The following is an 18,981-nucleotide window of genomic DNA, read 5'->3' on the forward strand; positions in this document are numbered from 1 at the left end:
ACCCGGGGCGCACGCAGGTCGAGCGCACAGGTGGAGATCGACAGACCGGTGCCGGCCATAGCGTCGGAGGGGTCCGATCCGCCACCTGCACCGGGAGCCCCGCATGATCCGCCTGACCCTGCGTTCGCTGCGCGCCGAGGCGCTGCGCATGCTGCTCTCGGCGCTCGCCGTCGTGCTCGGCGTCGCGTTCGTCGCCGGCACGATGATCTTCGTCGACGGGATGCGGACCGGGGCGTACGAGCGGGCCGGCACCTTCGACCGCCACACCGACCTGGGGGTCTACTCGGCGGGCCGCGAGGTGCTGCCCCCGGCACTGGTCGACCGGGTGCGGGCGGTCGACGGGGTGGCCGCCGCCGCCGGTGAGCTGACCAACACCGCCGGGATCGTCGGCGCCGACGGTCGGCCGGTGCTCGGCTTCACCATGCTCGTCGCGATCCCCACCGAGGACGCGCTGCGCTCGTACGACGTGGTGGCCGGCCGGTTGCCCGACCGGGCTGGGGAGGTGGTGCTCGACGCGCCGACGGCGGCCGAGCAGGGCTTCGGGCTCGGCGCGGCGGTCCGGATCGGCGCCACCGGTGGGGCGGCCCGCCCGTACACCCTGGTGGGCACCGTCGACGTGGCCGGCACCGTCCGCGACATCGGCGGTCCGTTCGTCGGCCTGGTCGGGCCGGACGCGTTGACCCTCACCGGCGATCGGGGCTACGGCCGGATCATGGTGGCGGCTCGACCGGGCGCCGACGTCGCCGCGCTCACCGAGAAGGTACGCGCCGTGTCCGGCGCCGAAGCCACTGTGAAGAGCCGCCAGCAGATCCTCGACGAGGCAGTGGAGGACGCGGTGCGCAACGTGGACCAGTTTCGCATGCTGCTGTTGATCTTCGTAGGGGTCGCGATAGTGGTGGCCGGCTTCGTGATCGCCAACACCTTCGCGATCGTGCTGGCCCAGCGCACCCGACGGACCGCGCTGCTGCGCCTGATCGGCGCCACCCGGGGACAGGTCTTCCGGTCCACACTGCTGGAGTCGGCGGTGCTGGGGCTGGTCGCCTCCGCGCTCGGGGTGCTGCTCGGGGTGGCCCTCGCCGCCGGGTTGCGGCTGGTGCTGTCCCACCTGGACGTGCCGGTCACCGGTGGGCTGACCGTGACCGGTTCGACAGTGCTCACCGGCCTGCTGCTGGGCACCGGGCTCACCGTGTGCGCCGCCCTCCTGCCGGCCTGGCGGGGGACGCGGATCGCCCCGGTGGCCGCGCTCACCGACGCCGCGGTACAGCCCAGCCGGGGTGCCGGCCGGGTGCGGCTGAGCATCGGCGCGGTGGTCCTCGCCGTCGGTGTGGCCGCCCTCGCGGGCGCCGCCAGCGCCGGCCAACTGCTCCTGGTGGCCGTCGGTGGGGTGCTCACCTTCTTCGGGATCGTGCTGTTCGGGCCGGTGCTCGTCCCCGCGCTGGCCCGGGTGTTCGGCTGGCCGGTCCGACGAGTGCTCGGCGCCGTCGGTGAACTGGCGGTCAGCAACACGGTGCGCAACCCACGGCGGGTCGCCGCGACCGCCACCGCGCTGGTGATCGGCATTGGACTGGTCTCGGCGTTCATGGTCGGTGCGCGCAGCACCAAGGACGGCATCGAGCGCAGCGTGGACGCCCAGATCGGAACGGACTTCGTGGTCAGCGGAATCGGTCAGGACCTGCCGGCCGCGCTCGCCGGTGAGCTGGCCTCCCGTCCCGAACTGGGTGTGGTGCACGAGCAGCGCAGCACTGTCGTCGACGACGTCGAGATCCGCGCGGCCCACCCGGCGCTGGTGGGCCGGACCCTGAGCGGGGTGCTGGCCGGCGACGCCGAGCGGGTCGGGCCGGGGCAGGTGCTGGTGCACCGCGAGTTGGCGCGGGCCCGCGGCTGGGAGGTGGGCTCCTCGGTGACCGTCAGGGGGAAAGCGTTCCGGGTGGCCGCCGTGGTCACCGACGATACCCCGGACGGTGAGGTGCCAGCGGGTCACGTCATCGACCTGTCCGACCAGGACTTCGCCGCGCTCTTCCCCGCCCGACGCGGCTACCTGGCCGAGATCGACCCCGCCGCCGGGGTGAGCGCCGAGCGGGCCCGCGACGCGATCACCGTGGTGCTGGGCCGCTACCCCACCGTGAACCTGATGGACCAGGGCGCCTACAAGAAGATGCTCACCGGCACTGTGGACATGCTGCTCGCCTTCGTCACCGCGCTGCTCGGTCTGGCGGTCGTGATCGCTCTGGTCGGCGTGGCGAACACCCTGAGCCTGTCCGTGGTCGAACGGACCAGGGAGAACGCCGTGCTGCGGGCGGTCGGGCTCACCCGAGGGCGGATGCGGGCGGTGCTCGCCGTCGAGGCGGTGCTGATGGCGCTGGTCGGCGCGGTGCTCGGAGTCGGACTCGGCACCGGAGTCAGCGCGTCCACGATGGCCCTGCTGGACCGCCTCGGCGGTGACTTCCACGTGGTGCTGCCGCTCGGCCAGCTCGGGCTGATCCTCGGTGTCGCGGTGCTCGCCGCCCTGCTCGCCTCGGTGCTGCCGGCCCGCCGGGCGCTGTCCCGCCCGGTCGTCGAGGCGCTCGCCGACCAGTGACCCGGTCGCGGTCCGGACCGGCCAGACCCCGGGGACCGGACGGACATCCGCCGGCCGGTCCCGCCATCTTCCCCGGCGGCGGGACCGGCCAGCGGTGCCGGGTCTACAGGCGCTCGACCGTCGGGCCGACGCACCGGTTGCGGGTGTCGAAGACGTAGCGGGCGTGCCTGACCACGAGGTCGTAGTCGAAGGTGTCATGGTCGGTGACCACCACCACCGCGTCGGCCGCGCGCACCTCACGCTCGCTGAGCTTGACCACTGTGATCCCGGCCGGGATCTGGTGCGCCTCGGCGTACGGCTCGACGGCGTGCACCTCGGCGCCGAGGGACTGCAGGCGACGGGCCACGTCCACAGCGGGGGAGTCGCGCATGTCGCCGGTGTTCTTCTTGTACGCCAGACCGAGCAGCAGCAGTCGGGCGCCGCTGACGGCCCGGCCGTCCCGGTTCAGCCCTCCCATGATTCGCTGCGCGACGTGTTCGGGCATCTCGTGGTTGACGTCGTTGGCCAGCTCGATGAACCGGAACTGCCGCCCGAGGCGGCGCTTGACCTGCCAGGACAGGTAGCACGGGTCGATCGGCAGGCAGTGCCCGCCGACGCCGGGGCCGGGTCGGAACGGCATGAAGCCGAACGGCTTGGTCGAGGCGGCGTCGATCGCCTGCCAGACGTCGATGTCGAGGTGGTGCGAGAGCATGGTCAGCTCGTTGATCAGCGCGATGTTGACCTGGCGGAAGGTGTTCTCGATCAACTTGGTCAGCTCGGCGACGCGGGTGGAGTCCACCGCTACGGTGCGTTCCACGAGGCGCTGGTAGAACCCGTCCACCCGGGCCAGTGCCGCCGGGTCCACACCGGAGACCACCTTCGGGGTGTTCTCCAGGCGCCAGGTCGGGTTGCCCGGGTCGATCCGCTCAGGGCTGTAGCCGAGATGGAAGTCACCGGGGCTGGTCAGGCCGCTCGCCGATTCCAACAGCGGGCGCAGCAGCTCCTCGGTCGTGCCCGGGTAGGTGGTCGACTCCAGGATCACAGTGCAGCCCGGGCGTACGTACGGGCCGATACCGGTGCCGGCCTGCTCGACGAAGCTCAGGTCCGGGGTCCCGTCGCGCAGCGGAGTCGGCACCGTGATGACGCAGATGTCGAACCCGTCGGCGTCGGTGTACTCGGTGCTGGGGTGGTAGCGGCCGCTGCCCAACGCGCGGCCCAGCCGGTCGGCCGGAATGTCCTCGACGAACGACTCGCCGGAGGCGAGACGCTTCACCCGGTCGGCGTCGACGTCGAGACCGACAACGTCGAGGCCCGCCTCGACGGCCCGCATGGCCAGCGGCAGTCCGACGTACCCCTGACCGATCACGACCAGCTTTTCAGCGCTCACCCAGGCTCCCGCGGCAGATGGTGTAAATAGCCTGCTGAGAGCCTAGAGGCGTCTTCGGCGACGTAAGTCCGTTTTGGGGATATCGGTGCTGATGGGACTGGCGGGGGTCGGCGTGGCGGTCGGATCAACCGCCCGCCGGCACCTCCGGTTCGACCGGCGCACTGGAGGTGGCGGGTGGATCAGCGGGCGCGCTGGTCGTCGGCGGCGCGGCCGTCGTGGGCGCCGCGCTGGTGGGTGGCGGTGCCGAGGTGACGCCCACCGACGGCGTCGGCGAGTTGACGGTCTGGCTCGGCTGCGGGGTCGGCGTGGCGGAGACCGACGCCGACGGGGAGTTGCCGGGGACGTGCGGCCGGTCCGGCCGGTCCGGCTCGACGCTGGTGATCTGCTCGTTCGCCGCGGGCAGGTCGACGGGGCCGCTCGGCGCCACCGTCGGCGAGGTGGCCGGCAGATTGACCGCCGGGTTATCGCCGACGTCACGCGTCGCGGCCAGCGCCGCGCCGAGCCCGACCAGCGCGACCAGCATGGCCGCCGCCGCGCCGACGAGCGGACCCCGCCGTCGCTGGCGCCCGTCCGCCACCGCCGCTCCGGCCGGCACGTCCGTCCGGGTGCCCGGCCCAGCGTCGCGCAGCGCGACCGGCCCGGCCATCGCCGTCGGCGGCTCGCCGCCGGTGACCGCCGTCCGAGCGGCCTCGGCCATCGCCGCTCCGCTCGTGAACCGCTCCAGCGGATCCTTTGCCAGGGCCCGCGACACCAGGGCGCGGACCGCCTCCGGAATGTCGTGCGGCAGCTCCGGCGGCTCGTCGTCCAGGTGCCGCACGGCGACCTGGAGCGGATTGTCGCCGGTGAACGGCGGACTGCCGGTCAGGCAGCAGTAGGTGACCGCGCCCAGGGCGTAGATGTCGGTGGCGCCGCTGACCGGCCTTCCGGCGGCCTGCTCGGGAGCCATGTAGAGGGCAGTGCCCGGCACCGCGTTGGTGCTGGTGATGCTGGTGATGTCGGTGGAGCGGGCCACGCCGAAGTCCACCAGGACGACAGTGCCGTCCTCCTGCACCAGCAGGTTGCTGGGCTTGACGTCGCGGTGCACGATGCCGCCGCGGTGCGCAGCGTTGAGCGCTGCGGCCGCCTGGGCCACGATCGACATCGTCTCGGCCACGTCGAGCCGCCCGGCCGCCTCGATCCGCTTGGACAACGGCTCGCCGGCGACGAACTCCATGACGAGGTAGTCCGCCCGCCCGCCGTCGGGGAGGTCGTCCGCACCGCAGTCGAAGACCTGCACGATGCCGGGGTGCCGCAGCGCCGCCATGATCCGGGCCTCGGCCCGGAACCGGGCGATGAAATCAGGATCGGAGACCAGCGCCGGCAGGAGAACCTTGACCGCCACCTGCCGGCCGAGGATCAGGTCGGAGGCACGCCAAACGTCGCCCATGCCGCCCGTGGCGACACGTTCGTCCAAGCGGTAGCGACCGCTGAGTACGACCTCCGATGACAACACCGCATTACCGTACCTAGAGTGGCGCGGGGCGGCGCACCGTGGCAGGGCCGCCGGTCGGCTGGTTCAGACCGGCTGATCCGGCCTGACCTGTGTGGACGCCGGCCCTTCGTGACGGTGCGGATGTGCGCTGTCACGAAAAGCGACTATTTCCGTCGCTCAGGTCGTCAATGGTGGCAAGAAACCGCCTCCAGGCGTGCTTGGCGTCCGTCGCGTACTGCCCGTTACGACGGCGCGCCGTCGAGTCGGGTTGATAATTGTCACTCTTCCGTGACACGACGCCGACTTGTCGCGTCGTGAGCCCCCTTTTAGCGTTAGCCCGGCTCGGGCCCTCCCGGCTACCTCGGCGCGCAGCGCGCCGACCGACCACCCTGGCGTCGGCCCCCGGACACGCCGCCCCGACAATCGTGGTCGCGGGCACAATCAGAGCGGTGGAGGGCGGTGCGGTACCGGTGCTGATCGGGCGGACGACTCGTGCCGCGTGGTGCGCGCCAGCCCGGCTGGTCGGGCCGACACGCCTCGAACGATGCGTGGACCGCGCATGACCGCCGACCTGTCGGAGGTGGTGACCGCCGCGCAGGCCGGGGACGAGGAAGCGTTCCGTTTTCTCTATCGCAGCCTCCAGCCCGGGCTGCTGCGGTACCTGACCGCGCTCGTCGGGGCCGACGCCGAGGACGTCGCCAGCGAGACCTGGCTCCAGATCTCCCGGGACCTGCCCGGCTTCACCGGGGGCGAGTTCCGGGCCTGGGCGGTCACCATCGCCCGTAACCGCGCGATGGACCACCTGCGCCGGATGCGCCGCCGCCCCTCGCTCCCGGTCCCGGTGCAGGCGCTCGCCGAGCTCGCCAGCGACGCGGACACCGCCGAGCGAGCCAGCGAGACGCTCGGCACCGAGACCGCCCTCGCGCTGATCGCCACCCTCCCGCCCCGGGAGGCCGAAGCCGTCCTGCTGCGGGCCGTGATCGGGCTGGACGCGGGATCCGCCGGCCGTGTGCTGGGCCGCCGGGCCGGCGCCGTGCGGACCGCCGCCCACCGTGGCCTACGCCGGCTCGCGGTCCTGTTGGAGCGGCAGAGCCCGGCCGAGTCGTCGCTCGGGGTCGAGGGGGTGCCACCGCAGCGGGTGGGGAGCAACCCCGCCGTGCGGGCATCGCACGTCGAACCGGTGGACGGCTGACGTGAGAGGACTCCCGATGAACCCGTTCCGGCGGGCCGACCACGCCGACACCGAGCGGCTGCTCGACGCGGCCTCTGCCCGGCCGGACGCCACGCTGGATCAGGGCCCCCGCGCCGCAGTGGACGCGAACTCACCTGACGCGCACCTGAGCGCCCGCGACGTGCCCCAGGCCGAGCCGGTGGCCGCGCTGCTCGCCGCGGCGGCCGGCCCCGTCCGCCCTGGCGAACTGGCCGGGGAGGACGCCGCGGTGGCCGCGTTCCGGGCCGCCCGGGTCAACCCGGCGCCGGCCGTGCCGCAGCGGCCACGCCGTCGCCGGATGACCACCGGCGCGGTGGCCTGGATCGGCGCGGTGGCAGCCACCGCCACCGCCGGAGCCGCCTTCGCCGCGGTCACCCAGGAGCGGGGGCCGGACCCGGTCGCACCGGCACCGTCGCGCCCGTCACCCTCGCCGCACCAGGGCACGTCCCGGTCGGCCGAGCCCGATCGGTCGGTGGGCCCCGGCCTCGCGTCGCCGCCGGGTGCGTCGCCGTCGGTCACCGCCACGCCGCCGGCCGGTCCCACCACCGCCGGCCAGGTGCACGGACTGTGCCGGGCGTGGCGGGCGAAGAAGCCCGAGCAGCGGGAGAAGGCACTGCGCACGCCGGGTTTCCAGAAGCTGGTGACCGCCGCCGGCGGCCCTGCCGAGGTCGAGGCGTACTGCCAGCGGCTGGTACCCGAGACGAAGCCGTCCGAGCCGGCGAAGGTCACACCCTCCGAGTCGGCGAAGCGCAGGCCGTCCCCTTCGGGGAAGGCCCCGCCGTCACCGCCGGGACCGGGCCACCGCGCCGACGGCTGACCGGCCGGCGGTGGGAGCGGTTTGGTTCCGCCCTGCTTCGGAAATTCGTCTGTTAGACAGAGGTTGGTGGCACCGTGCACGCCTCCGACGGTGTCGGTGGGTGGGTTTACGGTGGCAGAGTGTGCCGGACCTGGCACACGGAGAGGGGGCCAGACCCTTGGTGACGTCATCCGACCTGGACCGCAGCGCCATCCTGCGCGAGTCCGCAGCCGCAGTCCGACACCTCGCCCGGATCTGCTTCAAGACCGGCCCACCCACCCACACCGGCGTCGAACTGGAATGGACAGTGCACGACGCCGCCGATCCCGCCCGCCCCGTCGACGCGACGCGGCTGCGGGCGGCGCTGGGGCGGCACAGCCCCACCACGCTGGATGCCACCAGCCCAGCCGAGCCGCTGCGGCACGGCGGCATGGTCACCCTGGAGCCGGGTGGCCAGTTGGAGATCTCCACCCCGCCCCGCCCCTCAGTCGCCACGTTGATCCGCGCCACCGAGGCCGACATCGCCCAGGTCACCGACCTGCTGGCCGCCGCCGGGCTGATCCTCGGCAGCAGCGGCATCGACCCCCACCGACGGCCCCGCCCGGTGGTGGAAACTCCCCGTTACCGCGCGATGCGCGGAGCCTTCGACCGCCACGGCCCGGCCGGCCGCACGATGATGTACAGCACCGCCGGCCTGCAGATCTGCCTCGACGCCGGTGAGCCGGACCAGGTCGCTGCCCGGTGGGCCGCGGCCCACGCGGTCGGGCCCCCACTGCTCGCGGCGTTCGCCTCCGCCACCCGACACGCCGGGCGGCGCACCGGTTGGGCCTCCGCCCGGATGGCCGCCTGGCTGGCCATCGACCCGGCTCGGACCCGCCCGGTCTGGTCGCCCTCCCGAACCGAGGACGATCCGATCGACGCCTGGATCAGCTACGTGCTCGCCGCGCCGCTGCTCTGTCTGCGCCGACACGGCGCCGACTGGGCCGCGCCGCCCGGGGTGACCTTCGCCGACTGGCTCGACGGCGCGCTGCCACGACCGCCCACCACCGATGACCTCGACTACCACGTCAGCACCCTCTTCCCGCCGGTACGGCCGCGCGGCTACCTGGAGCTGCGCTACCTCGACGCCCAACCCGATCGGGGCTGGCGGCTGCCACTGGCGGTGCTGACCGCCCTGTTCGCTGACCCGGGCACCGTGCGCGAGGCGTACACGATCGCCACGCCGGTGGCGCACCGCTGGTCGGCCGCCGCCCGACACGGCCTGGCCGACCCGGCGCTGGCCGCTGCCGCGGCGGCCCTGCTCGACCTGGCCATGAGCACCATGCCACGACTGGAGCTGCCGGCCAGCACCCACGACGAGATCCGGCGAGGGCTACGCCAGCGGCTGGCCGCCGCGGAGAGGAGACACCAGTGAGCGCGAGGAGTGAGCCGGTGGTGCGAGGCCCGCAGGCGGGCCGGGTCGACGGCGAGCGGTTGCGCGACCACATCGCTGTGGAGTTGGCGCGGGCCCGCGCCCGCACCGCGGTGCTGACCGAGGCGGTCGACGACGCCGACCTGATGCGCCAGCACTCACCGCTGATGTCGCCGTTGGTCTGGGACCTCGCCCATGTCGGTAACCAGGAGGAGCTCTGGCTGGTCCGGGACGTCGGGGGCCGGGAGCCGGTCCGGTGCGACATCGACGAGTTGTACGACGCGTTCAAGCAGCCGCGCCGGGACCGCCCCGCGCTGCCCCTGTTGCCACCCGCGGAGGCGCGCGCCTACCTGGCGACCGTTCGGGACAAGGTGCACGACCTGCTCGACGCGGTGACCTTCACCGAGCGGCCGCTGGTCGCCGACGGGTTCGCCTTCGGCATGATCGTGCAGCACGAGCAGCAGCACGACGAGACCATGCTCGCCACCCACCAGCTGCGTTCGGGGCCGGCGGTGCTGCACGCGCCGGCGCCGCCCGAGCCGTCGGTCCGGATCGGCGCGGAGGTGCTGGTGCCGGCCGGCGAGTTCACCATGGGCACCGACACCGATCCGTGGGCGTTGGACAACGAACGTCCGGCGCACCGGGTCGACCTCCCGGCGTACGTCATCGACGCCGCTCCGGTGACCAACGGCCAGTACGCAGCCTTCATCGCCGACGGCGGCTACACCGAACAGCGCTGGTGGAGCGCTGCCGGCTGGGAGCATCGGGTTCGGGAGCAGCTGAGCGCCCCGATGCACTGGCGTTCCGACGGCGACGACTGGTCGTATCGGCGCTTCGGTCAGTGGGCGCGCGTCCGCGCCGACGAGCCGGTGGTTCATGTGTGCTGGTACGAGGCGCAGGCGTACGCGGCGTGGGCCGGCAAGCGGCTGCCGACCGAGGCGGAGTGGGAGAAGGCGGCCCGGTGGGATCCGACGACCGGGCGGTCGCGTCGTTACCCCTGGGGAGACGACGACCCGACCGAGGCGCACGCCAACCTCGGCCAACGCCATCTGTGGCCGGCGCCGGTGGGCGCGTACCCGGGCGGCGCCTCGCCGTTGGGTGTGCACCAGCTCATCGGCGATGTCTGGGAGTGGACCTCGACCGCGTTCGACGGGCATCCGGGGTTCGCCGCGTTCCCCTACCGGGAATACTCGGAGGTCTTCTTCGGCAGCGATCACCGGGTGCTGCGTGGTGGTTCGTTCGGCACCGACCGCTCTGCCTGCCGGGGCACCTTCCGTAACTGGGACTATCCGATCCGCCGGCAGATATTCAGCGGTTTCCGCTGCGCCCGGGACGCGCGACCGGACGAGTCGTACCGGTGAGTCGCCGCACGACCGGCGGCCCGGCGGCGGGCCGGGGGCGCTGATGTGTCGCCACCTGGCCTACCTGGGGCCGCCGGTCACCCTGGCCGAGTTGTTGTTCGACCCTCCGCACTCGCTGGTGCGGCAGTCCTGGGCGCCCCGCGACATGCGTGGCGGCGGCACGATCAATGCCGACGGGTTCGGTGTCGGCTGGTACCCGGGTGAGGGTGAGCCGGTGCGGTACCGGCGGGCGCAGCCGATCTGGAGCGACCCGACCATCGCCCAACTGGCGGCGGTGACCCGCAGCGCGGCGGTGGTGGCGGCGGTGCGCTCGGCCACGGTCGGGATGGCGGTGCTCGACGGTGCGGCGGCGCCCTTCGCCGAGGGGCGGTGGCTGTTCAGCCACAACGGTGTGGTCCGCGGCTGGCCGGACGCCGTGGTGCCGCTCGCCGCCGCTCTGCCGGTGCGTGACCTGCTCACTCTGGAAGCCTCGACCGACTCGGCGTTGCTCTGGGCGCTGGTGCGGCATCGGTTGCGCGCCGGCGCCGACCCGGTAGAGGCGCTCGGGCGGACGGTGACCGAGGTCGCCGCCGCCGCCCCCGGGTCGCGGCTCAACCTGCTGCTCACCGACGGGCATCGGGTGGTGGCCAGCGTGGCGGGGCACGCGTTGTCGGTGCGCGAGTCGCCGGGTTCGGTGCTGCTCGCGTCCGAGCCGCATGACGACGATCCCGGGTGGCGGTCGGTGCCGGAGGGGCACCTCGTCGTCGCCACCCCGGGTGAGATGCGGGTACGTCCACTGCCGACCCGGTGAGCGGGGCCGGGCAGGCACGAAACGGCTGATCGAACAGAGGAGCGAACCGATGACAGCGGAACCCCTGGAGATCTACCTTGAAGAGGGCGACCTTGAGCGTGGCCTGCGCGACGACGTCCGGGCCGGGCTGAGCGCCGAGCCGAAGTGGCTGCCGCCGAAGTGGTTCTACGACGCCCGGGGCAGCGAACTCTTCGAGGAGATCACCCGACTGCCCGAGTACTACCCGACCCGGGCCGAGCGGGCCGTGCTGGCCGCGCACGCTCCCGACATCGCGACGCTGACCGGGGCCAAGACGCTCATCGAGTTGGGTTCCGGCTCGTCGGAGAAGACCCGGCTGCTGCTGGACGCCTTCACCCGCCGCGGTGGGCTGGGCACCTTCGTGCCCCTCGACGTGTCGGTCAGTGCGCTGCGCGGGTCCACCGCCCAGATCGCGGCCGACTATCCCCGCCTGCGGGTGCGGGGCATCGTGGGGGACTTCACCCGGCAACTGGACCGGCTGCCCACCGGCGGTCGGCGGTTGGTGGTGTTCCTCGGCGGCACCATCGGCAACCTGTTGCCCGCCGAGCGGGCCGAGTTCCTGACGGCGATGCGCGCCGCTCTGGAGGTCGGCGACTGGTTGTTGCTCGGCACGGATCTGGTGAAGGACCCGTCGGTGGTCGTGCCGGCGTACGACGACGCCGCCGGGGTCACCGCCGAGTTCAACCGCAACGTGCTGCACGTGATCAATCGGGAGTTGGGCGCCGATTTCGACCCGGCTGCGTTCGCGCACGTCGCCGTGTGGGATCCCGACCACGAGTGGATCGAGATGCGGTTGCGGGCGACCCGGCCGATGAGCGTGCGGGTGCTGGGGCTGACAGTCGATTTCGCGGCGGGGGAGGAGCTGCGTACCGAGGTCTCGGCGAAGTTCCACCGGGAGGGGATCGCGGCGGAGCTGGCCGCGGCCGGCTTCGCCACGGCGGAGTTCTGGACCGATCCGGACGCGCTCTTCGGTGTCACGCTGGCGCGGGCGCGGTGAGCCTGTTCACCCGGCTCGGCCGGTCCGGGAGGTGATCCGATAGGCTGAACGCGCGAAGGGGAGTAGCCCCCAATGTCGTGGTCGACATACTGGTGCGTTCCGCATCCGGCCACGCGGCCCCGGTTCTCTCGGGGCGGGCGAGACCTTCGACTCAGGCTGTTGCAGCCGGGTCGAGGGCGCCCCTGTACCTCCTCCCGGCGTGAACGGGAAGGACGTCATGGAGGGATTTTTCGCCGCGCTGGTCGTCAGCTTCGGCGTCATCTTCGTCGCCGAGCTGGGGGACAAGTCCCAGCTGATGGCGCTGACCTTCGCCACGCGGTTCAAACCGATTCCGGTGCTGATCGGCATCACGGTCGCCACCGCTGTGGTGCACCTGGCGTCGGTCGCCATCGGTGCGGGTCTCGGGGCGGTGTTGCCGACCGAGTGGATCTCCCTGGTCGCCGGCGTGGCGTTCCTCGGGTTCGGTGCGTGGACGTTACGCGGGGACAAGCTCACCGAGGAGGAGAAGCGCAAGGCCGAGAAGACCAACAAGACCGCGCTGGTGGCGGTGTCGGTGGCGTTCTTCCTCGCCGAGCTGGGCGACAAGACGATGCTCGCCACGATCACGCTCGCCACCAAGTACGGCTGGTTCGGCGTCTGGCTCGGCTCCACCATCGGCATGGTTGCCGCGGACGCGCTGGCAATCCTGGTCGGCCGGATGCTCGGTCGGCGGTTGCCGGAGAAGACCATCAAGTACGGTGCCGCGATCCTCTTCGCCATCTCCGGTCTCTGGCTGATCCTGGAGGCGGTGAACGAGCTGACCTGAGCGCCGACTAGCTGCCCGGAGGGCGGGTAACGGCCCGGGGTGGAGCCGGCCGAGTTGTTGCGCCAGGGCGACCAGGTGCTGGTTGCCGTGGTCGAGGTGGCCGGCGCGCTGGTGATCTTCGTTGGCGCGATGTGGGCGGCGGTGCGGTTCGTTGTCGAAGGGCTGCGACACCGCAGCGCCGCCCGCTTCACGCCGATCCGGCTGTCGCTGGGCCGCTTTCTGACCCTCGGCCTGGAATTCCAGTTGGCGGCCGACGTGCTGCGTACGGCGGTGTCCCCGTCGTTCACGCAGATCGGCCAACTGGCCGCCATCGCGACGATCAGAACGGCGTTGAACTACTTCCTGGGCCGCGAGATCCGTCAGGAGCAGCGTCAGGTGGCCGAGGGGGAGCGTCGAGCGTGATGGGCACCCTGGCCACGGCGGTCACCGCCCTGGCGCTGGTCGCCGGGGTGCTCACCACGCTCACCACCGGGGCGCTGCGCAGCGGCGTCCGGGTACTGCTGGACCTGCTCGTCGGGGCCGGCCTGCTCCGGCTCGCCGGCGAACCGGGTTGGAACGGCCTGGCCGGCGCGGTGGCGATCATCGCCCTGCGTCAGCTGCTCGGGGCAGCGCTCGGCAGCTCACCCCCGTGGTCTGGCCGACAATCAGCGGCACGCTGCGCCGAGGACGATCACCACCTACCGTTGGCCTCGAGAGGTGAAACGGGAAGAGCGGGAGGATGACCAGATGAGCCGGCACGACGAACCGAACGAGTACGGCTACGCCGGCGGTGCCACCGCCCCGGAGCCGCCGCGCGGCGGCAAGCCCGACGAGCAGGATCGCGTCGAGGCGGTGGCGGTGCCGGGCGACGACCTCACCGCGCCGACGGCCGAGGCGCTGGTCGAGGAGACCGAGGACCTGCCGCCCGCCGACCGTCGCCACTGAGCGCGAGCGCGCGCGGTTGGTGTGGCGGCGCGGCGCGACGGCGAACCCGCGCCGCGCCCCTCGGTGCCATGGTTCCGTCGGGCAGCGACGGCGTGGTCAGCGGGCGTCGGGGTGCTGGTAGACGTCGGGTACGCCGTCCCCGTCGGCGTCCAACCGCTCCCGCTGCGCCACCCTCCGGTACGCGGCGTTTCGGCGGCTGAGCACTGTGGCGGCCAGCCCGGCGGAGATCAGCGAACCGAGCAGCACGGCCGCCTTGACCCGGTCGTCGGCCGTGCTTCCGGCCCCGAACGCCAGGTCGCCGATGAGCAGCGAGACGGTGAAGCCGACGCCGGCCAGCAGGGCGATTCCGAGCAGGTCGGTCCAGGTGATGTCCTCGTCCAGTTCGGCGCGGGTGAACCGGGCCAGCAGGTAGGTCGAGCCGAAGATGCCGATGCTCTTGCCGAACACCAGGGCGGCGACGATGGCGATCACGATCGGGTCGCTCAGCAGGGCGCCCAGGTCGGTGCCGCGCAGTGTGACCCCGGCGGCGAAGAGGGCGAAGATCGGCACCGCGAAGCCGGCGGACACGGGCCGCCAGCGGTGCTCCAGGCGGGCGGCGAGCCCGCCCTCGCCCGCCTCCGCGCTGGCGGTGGCCGGCTGGTCGCCGGCCGCCGGTCGGCGGGCGAGCACCGGCACCGTGAAGCCGAGCAGGACACCGGCGACCGTGGCGTGCACGCCCGAGGCGTGCATCAGTGTCCAGGCGGCCACAGCGAGGGGGATCAGCGCCCACCACCAGGTGCGCCCTCGCTGTACCAGCACCGCGAAGAGCGCGATCGGCGCGAACGCGGCGAGCAGCGGTACGGGCTGAAAATCGGCGGTGTAGAAGATCGCGATGATGGTGATCGCGAACAGGTCGTCGACCACCGCCAGGGTGAGCAGGAATGCGCGTAGCCCCTGGGGCAGATGTGAGCTGACCACCGCGAGGACGGCGAGCGCGAAAGCGATGTCGGTGGCGGTCGGAATGGCCCACCCGCGCAGGCCCTCCCCGCCCCCGCTCAGCACCACCGCCACGTAGATCAGCGCCGGCAGCAGCATCCCGCCGAGCGCGGCCGCGACCGGCAGCGCGGCTCGGCGCGGGTCGCGGAGGTCACCGGCGACGAACTCCCGTTTGAGCTCCAGGCCCACGACGAAGAAGAAGATGGCCAGCAGGCCGTCGGCCGCCCAGGTGGCCAGATCCAGGTCGAGGTGCCAGGGCGCGCCGGGCCAGGGCACGACGTCGCCGAGCCGGGTGTACGAGTCGGACCACGGGGAGTTGGCCCAGATCAGCGCGATCAGAGCGCCTGACAGCAGCAGCGCGCCACCGACGGTCTCGGTGCGCAGCACGTCGGCCAGGTGCCGGGCCTGCGGCCAGGACGATCGGGAGAACAGCCGGATCTTTGGCGGACGCGGGCCGGGAGGCGGGGTGGGGGAGGTCAACTTCGGGCTCACCTACGGGAGTCGGGACGGCAGGAATCCACTCGCCGACCAGACTTCCCGGCACACCGCTGTCGACCCTATCCGGCGGCGCGGTCGGCGGCGACCGCTGGGCCGATCGGACGCCATCCGATCGGCTTCCGACTTTTCCCCGTTGTCGCCGCAGCCGAATGGGCGTTTGTCGGGTTGGTCATGCGGGCGCACATCTCGCCGCGGAAAATACATAACTCCGGACATAAGCCGTATGAGCCGCTTTAATGGTTTCACGAGTTTAGAGACGACCTTGGGGGTTTTCGTGAAGTTCTTTGCCGTAACCGGACCGGCACGGGGGCGCTCCTGATGGACCTGCTCCGCCAATTGCGCCACGTGCGTCGGCACTGGTGGGTCGCGCTGGTCACGGTCATGGTGGCTCTCGGCGTCTCGGCGTTCCTGACCGTACGTGCCCAACCTCGGTACGTCGCCTCGGTGACCTTCTTCGTCACGACCCCCAACACCGGAGTCACCGACGCCTACCAGGGCGGGCTCTTCCTCCAGCAGCGTGTCAAGTCGTACGCCGACCTGCTCAACAGCGACCGGCTGGCGCAGAGCGTGGTGGCCGAGACTCCGGTCGGGCTCACCGCGGACGAGGTGCAGCGCCGGGTGAGCACCTCCACCGAGACCGGCACCGTTCTGCTGCGGGCATCGGTCACCGACACCGACCAGACCCGCGCGTTGCGCGTGACGGAGAGCCTCGCCAACAAGTTCGTCGAACTCGTACAGAAGGTGGAGACGACGCCGGAGGGCAAGGCGCCCATCAAGATCGAGGTGGTCAGTGGCCCGCGGGTCAGCGCCGACCCCGTCTCGCCGCAGCCAGCCCGCAACCTCACCCTCGGTGGCCTGGTCGGCCTGCTCCTCGGCATCGGTCTGGCGATCCTGCGCGGCGTCGCCGACGTCCGACTGCGCGATGCCGCCGGCCTGCAACGCGCCACGGGCAGCCCGCTGCTCGGTGAGATCCCGTTCGAGTCCAACGCCCGCAGCGCGCCGCTCATCGTGGGCGACGCCGCGACCTCGGCGCGCGCCGAGGCGGTCCGCAAGCTGCGGACCAACCTGCGCTTCGTGGACGTCCACGAGCCGGCCCGGGTCATCGCGGTGACCAGCGCCCTGCAGGGCGAGGGCAAGACCACCCTCTCCTGCAACCTGGCCATCGCGTTGGCCGAGGCGGGCTGGCGGGTGCTGCTCGTCGACGCCGATCTGCGCCGCCCGAAGGTCGACGACTACCTGGGCCTGGACGCCGGCGTCGGCCTCACCGACGTGCTGGTCGGCGACGTGAAGGTGGGCGACGTCGTGCAGCGCTGGGGCGACAAGTCGCTGCTGGTGCTGCCCAGCGGGTCGGCCCCGCCGAACCCGAGCGAGCTGCTCGGCTCCAAGGCCATGTCGGACCTGCTGCTGGCGCTGCGCGAGTCGGCGGACATCGTGATCATCGACACCGCCCCGCTGCTCGCGGTGACCGACGGCGTGGTGGTGGCCGTGCAGGCCGACGGCGCGCTGCTGGTGACCCAGCAGGGCCGCACCTCGCGGACCCAGGTCGCCGCGGCGGCCCGGTCACTGCACTCGGTCTCGGTCCGGCTGCTCGGTTGTGTGCTGAACATGGCCAAGGTGGCCAAGGCGGAGGCGTACCAGTACGAGGCCTACCGGGTGGTGGCCTCGACGGCCGAGGCGTCGGTGCCGGCCGAACGGAACGCGTCCGGTCGGCACAGCGCAACCGCCGACGGGGTCAACGGAGTCCCCGACCACACCCAGGAACTCACCCGGCTGCCCCGATGAGCACGGCGAGGGGTCGCAGCGACCGTTCGATCTCCTCGGCGCAGCGTCGGAAGTCGGCCAAGGTGCCGCCGATCGGGTCCCGAAGGTCGTCCTCGTCCGGGGCGGCGGGTTGCAGTCGTCCCCGGGCCTGGGCGGCGGCGCCGATCGCCGCCCGCAGCGGGTCGTCGGCCGAGTCGATGGGCGGTTCGGCCGCCGCGGCCAACCGACCGAACTGGCGCAGCGTGAACGTCCGGTGCAGCGCTCCCGGCGCCAACGAGGTGCAGACCGAGCGTTGGCGTCGGGTCGCGGTCAGCACGAGCGTCGCGTCGACCAGGTACTCGGGGCGCAACCCGCGGGTCCGAAACGCCGCCGGGTCCGTGCCGTTCTCCGTCGCGACCTCCAGGGCGTACGGGTGCATGGCCAGCCCGTCGATCGCGTCGGTGCCGGCGCTGGCCACCTCGACGGGTCGGTCGGCCAGCAGCCGGCGGGCCAGGTACTCGGCCATCGGTGACCGGCACAGGTTGGCGTGGCAGACGAACAACACGCGATCAGCCATCGGTGCCCCTCTCATCGGTACGGACACCGAAGCGCACACCGCGGGGGCGGTGCGTCGACGCCGGTGGCCGCGCGGGGAGGGGTTGTCGGCATCGTACGCGCGCCGCACGCCGGCCGGTCGTGGTGCCGCGCCGGTCGCTGGCGATCCCGGTGGGACGGGGGCGTACCGGTGAAGATCGGCATCCTGTCGTACCACTTTCCACCCGAGCCGGCGTTCATCCCGGGGAGCCTCGCCGAGGAGCTGGCCGCGCGTGGGCACGAGGTACGGGTCCTCACCGGCTTTCCGGACTACCCAGGTGGCCACGTCTATCCCGGCTGGCGGCAGCGGTGGCACCACGAGACGCACAGCGAACGGCTGAGCGTCCGACGGGTGCCCCGGTACCCCGGGGGTGCCGCGTCCGCCGGCGGCCGAATGGCCAGTTACCTCTCCTTCGCCGGCAGCGCGGGGCTGGTCGCACGCCGTTTCCTCGGTGACGTGGACGCGCTCTACGTGTTTCAACTGCCGGCGACGACGTTCGCCGCCGCCACGGTGCTCCGGTTGCTCGGGCGGGTGCCCGCGGTGTTGCACGTGCAGGACGTCTGGACCCGCGACGGCGCGGAAGAGGGGGGCGAGGGGCGCTGGGCGGCGCGGATGGGCAGCACGATGACCCGGATCTACCGGACCGCCGCGCGAATCGCGGTCGCGGCGCCGTCGATGCGGGACCTGGTGGTCGCCGCCGGCGCCGACCCGGCCCGGGTCCGGCTGGTGCTGAACTGGACCGACGAGCGGATCTTCTACCCGGCGACGCCCGGCGCGGCGGCACGCCAGCTGGTCCGTCGCGACGGTCGGTGCGTGGTGATGCACGCCGGGACTATCGGGGCGCGGCAGGGGCTCGAGACCGCGGTCCGTGCGGCCGCGGCACTGGACCGGACGATGGATCTGGTCCTTGTCGGTTCCGGCGCGGCGGAGCGGCGGGTGCGGGGGCTCGCCGCCGAGCTGGGCGCGGAGAACGTCCGTTTCCTGGAACGGCGGTCACCGGTCGACATGCCCGAGCTGTACGCCGCCGCCGACTACCAGCTGGTCATGTCGCGCGACCTTCCGGAACTGCGCAGCACGGTGCCCGGCAAACTCCAGGCCGCGCTGTCCTGCGCCGCGCCGGTGATCGCCTCCGCCGGTGGGGACACGGCCGAGCTGGTCGAACGGGTTCGGGCCGGGCTGTCCTGCCCACCCGAGGACTGGGCGGCACTGGCCGACAGGTTCTGGCTGGCAGCCACCATTCCGCCGCCGGCCCGCACCGAGATGGGTCGCCGGGGGAGGGCCGCGTACCTGCGCGAGATGTCGCTGCCCGGCGGCGTGGACCAGATCGAGCGGCTGTTGCACGAGGCGGCTGGACGGATCGCCGAGCCCACCACGGAACCACGAAGAAAGCTCGCTTAAAGGACGACAACTGCAATAACGGCATGAACTTCCCTTGGACGTGCTAAG

At 72.6% G+C, this 18,981-nt stretch carries 17 protein-coding genes; 13 read left to right on the forward strand and 4 right to left on the reverse strand.

Annotation, left to right across the window (positions count from 1 at the left end):
- Nucleotides 1–103 precede the first annotated feature (103 nt).
- Nucleotides 104–2,578 carry an ABC transporter permease gene (locus ACLQ3F_RS05730; protein ID WP_425846795.1) on the forward strand — a complete coding sequence of 825 codons (2,475 nt, stop codon included), beginning with the start codon at nucleotides 104–106 and terminating at the stop codon, nucleotides 2,576–2,578.
- A gap of 103 nt (nucleotides 2,579–2,681) precedes the next feature.
- Here ACLQ3F_RS05730 and ACLQ3F_RS05735 read toward each other — a convergent pair whose 3' ends face one another.
- Both ACLQ3F_RS05735 and ACLQ3F_RS05740 read right to left on the reverse strand, forming a co-directional pair.
- Complete coding sequence (locus tag ACLQ3F_RS05735) at nucleotides 2,682–3,944, reverse strand: nucleotide sugar dehydrogenase (RefSeq protein ID WP_425846797.1); 1,263 nt, start codon at nucleotides 3,942–3,944, stop codon at nucleotides 2,682–2,684.
- 124 nt (nucleotides 3,945–4,068) lie between these two features.
- Entirely contained in the window at nucleotides 4,069–5,436 is a 1,368-nt protein-coding gene (locus ACLQ3F_RS05740) for a protein kinase domain-containing protein (protein WP_425846800.1), read from the reverse strand.
- A 538-nt stretch (nucleotides 5,437–5,974) separates the two neighbouring features.
- Between ACLQ3F_RS05740 and ACLQ3F_RS05745 the strand changes: the two genes are divergently transcribed.
- The 10 genes from ACLQ3F_RS05745 to ACLQ3F_RS05790 all read left to right on the forward strand — a co-directional run bounded on the left by ACLQ3F_RS05745 (nucleotide 5,975) and on the right by ACLQ3F_RS05790 (nucleotide 13,727).
- Complete coding sequence (locus ACLQ3F_RS05745) at nucleotides 5,975–6,607, forward strand: RNA polymerase sigma factor (RefSeq protein WP_357197828.1); 633 nt, start codon at nucleotides 5,975–5,977, stop codon at nucleotides 6,605–6,607.
- Between the two features lie 16 nt (nucleotides 6,608–6,623).
- The gene (locus tag ACLQ3F_RS05750; protein WP_425846802.1) at nucleotides 6,624–7,442 is read left to right on the forward strand and encodes a hypothetical protein; all 819 of its coding nucleotides are present in this window, start codon (nucleotides 6,624–6,626) and stop codon (nucleotides 7,440–7,442) included.
- A 157-nt stretch (nucleotides 7,443–7,599) separates the two neighbouring features.
- Complete coding sequence (gene egtA, locus ACLQ3F_RS05755; protein ID WP_425846804.1) at nucleotides 7,600–8,835, forward strand: ergothioneine biosynthesis glutamate--cysteine ligase EgtA; 1,236 nt, start codon at nucleotides 7,600–7,602, stop codon at nucleotides 8,833–8,835.
- Nucleotides 8,836–8,855: 20 nt separating this feature from the next.
- Nucleotides 8,856–10,193, forward strand: a complete 1,338-nt coding sequence (gene egtB / locus ACLQ3F_RS05760; protein WP_425847391.1) for an ergothioneine biosynthesis protein EgtB — start codon at nucleotides 8,856–8,858, stop codon at nucleotides 10,191–10,193.
- Nucleotides 10,194–10,236: 43 nt separating this feature from the next.
- Nucleotides 10,237–10,983 carry an ergothioneine biosynthesis protein EgtC gene (gene egtC / locus ACLQ3F_RS05765; protein ID WP_425846807.1) on the forward strand — a complete coding sequence of 249 codons (747 nt, stop codon included), beginning with the start codon at nucleotides 10,237–10,239 and terminating at the stop codon, nucleotides 10,981–10,983.
- A 49-nt stretch (nucleotides 10,984–11,032) separates the two neighbouring features.
- On the forward strand, nucleotides 11,033–11,998 hold the full coding sequence (egtD, locus tag ACLQ3F_RS05770) for an L-histidine N(alpha)-methyltransferase (protein WP_425846809.1): 966 nt from the start codon (nucleotides 11,033–11,035) through the stop codon (nucleotides 11,996–11,998).
- A gap of 217 nt (nucleotides 11,999–12,215) precedes the next feature.
- On the forward strand, nucleotides 12,216–12,803 hold the full coding sequence (locus ACLQ3F_RS05775; protein ID WP_030338044.1) for a TMEM165/GDT1 family protein: 588 nt from the start codon (nucleotides 12,216–12,218) through the stop codon (nucleotides 12,801–12,803).
- A 39-nt stretch (nucleotides 12,804–12,842) separates the two neighbouring features.
- Entirely contained in the window at nucleotides 12,843–13,205 is a 363-nt protein-coding gene (locus tag ACLQ3F_RS05780; protein ID WP_387354652.1) for a DUF1622 domain-containing protein, read from the forward strand.
- Complete coding sequence (locus ACLQ3F_RS05785) at nucleotides 13,202–13,525, forward strand: hypothetical protein (protein ID WP_425846813.1); 324 nt, start codon at nucleotides 13,202–13,204, stop codon at nucleotides 13,523–13,525. The genes ACLQ3F_RS05780 and ACLQ3F_RS05785 overlap by 4 nt, the downstream gene beginning before the upstream one ends.
- Nucleotides 13,526–13,529: 4 nt before the next feature.
- Nucleotides 13,530–13,727, forward strand: a complete 198-nt coding sequence (locus ACLQ3F_RS05790; protein ID WP_425846815.1) for a hypothetical protein — start codon at nucleotides 13,530–13,532, stop codon at nucleotides 13,725–13,727.
- A gap of 96 nt (nucleotides 13,728–13,823) precedes the next feature.
- Here ACLQ3F_RS05790 and nhaA read toward each other — a convergent pair whose 3' ends face one another.
- On the reverse strand, nucleotides 13,824–15,182 hold the full coding sequence (nhaA, locus tag ACLQ3F_RS05795; protein ID WP_425847392.1) for a Na+/H+ antiporter NhaA: 1,359 nt from the start codon (nucleotides 15,180–15,182) through the stop codon (nucleotides 13,824–13,826).
- A 336-nt stretch (nucleotides 15,183–15,518) separates the two neighbouring features.
- On the opposite strand from nhaA, the gene ACLQ3F_RS05800 reads away from it, so the two are divergent.
- Complete coding sequence (locus ACLQ3F_RS05800) at nucleotides 15,519–16,982, forward strand: polysaccharide biosynthesis tyrosine autokinase (protein WP_425846818.1); 1,464 nt, start codon at nucleotides 15,519–15,521, stop codon at nucleotides 16,980–16,982.
- On the opposite strand, the gene ACLQ3F_RS05805 is transcribed toward ACLQ3F_RS05800, so the two are convergent.
- Nucleotides 16,963–17,517 carry a low molecular weight phosphatase family protein gene (locus ACLQ3F_RS05805; RefSeq protein WP_425846820.1) on the reverse strand — a complete coding sequence of 185 codons (555 nt, stop codon included), beginning with the start codon at nucleotides 17,515–17,517 and terminating at the stop codon, nucleotides 16,963–16,965. The genes ACLQ3F_RS05800 and ACLQ3F_RS05805 overlap by 20 nt on opposite strands.
- Before the next feature lie 168 nt (nucleotides 17,518–17,685).
- On the opposite strand from ACLQ3F_RS05805, the gene ACLQ3F_RS05810 reads away from it, so the two are divergent.
- Complete coding sequence (locus ACLQ3F_RS05810; protein ID WP_425846822.1) at nucleotides 17,686–18,933, forward strand: glycosyltransferase family 4 protein; 1,248 nt, start codon at nucleotides 17,686–17,688, stop codon at nucleotides 18,931–18,933.
- Nucleotides 18,934–18,981: the final 48 nt, after the last annotated feature.

Origin of the sequence: Micromonospora sp. DT15, from assembly GCF_049841475.1 — a bacterium.
In the GTDB taxonomy this organism is placed as follows: Bacteria; Actinomycetota; Actinomycetes; order Mycobacteriales; family Micromonosporaceae; genus Micromonospora.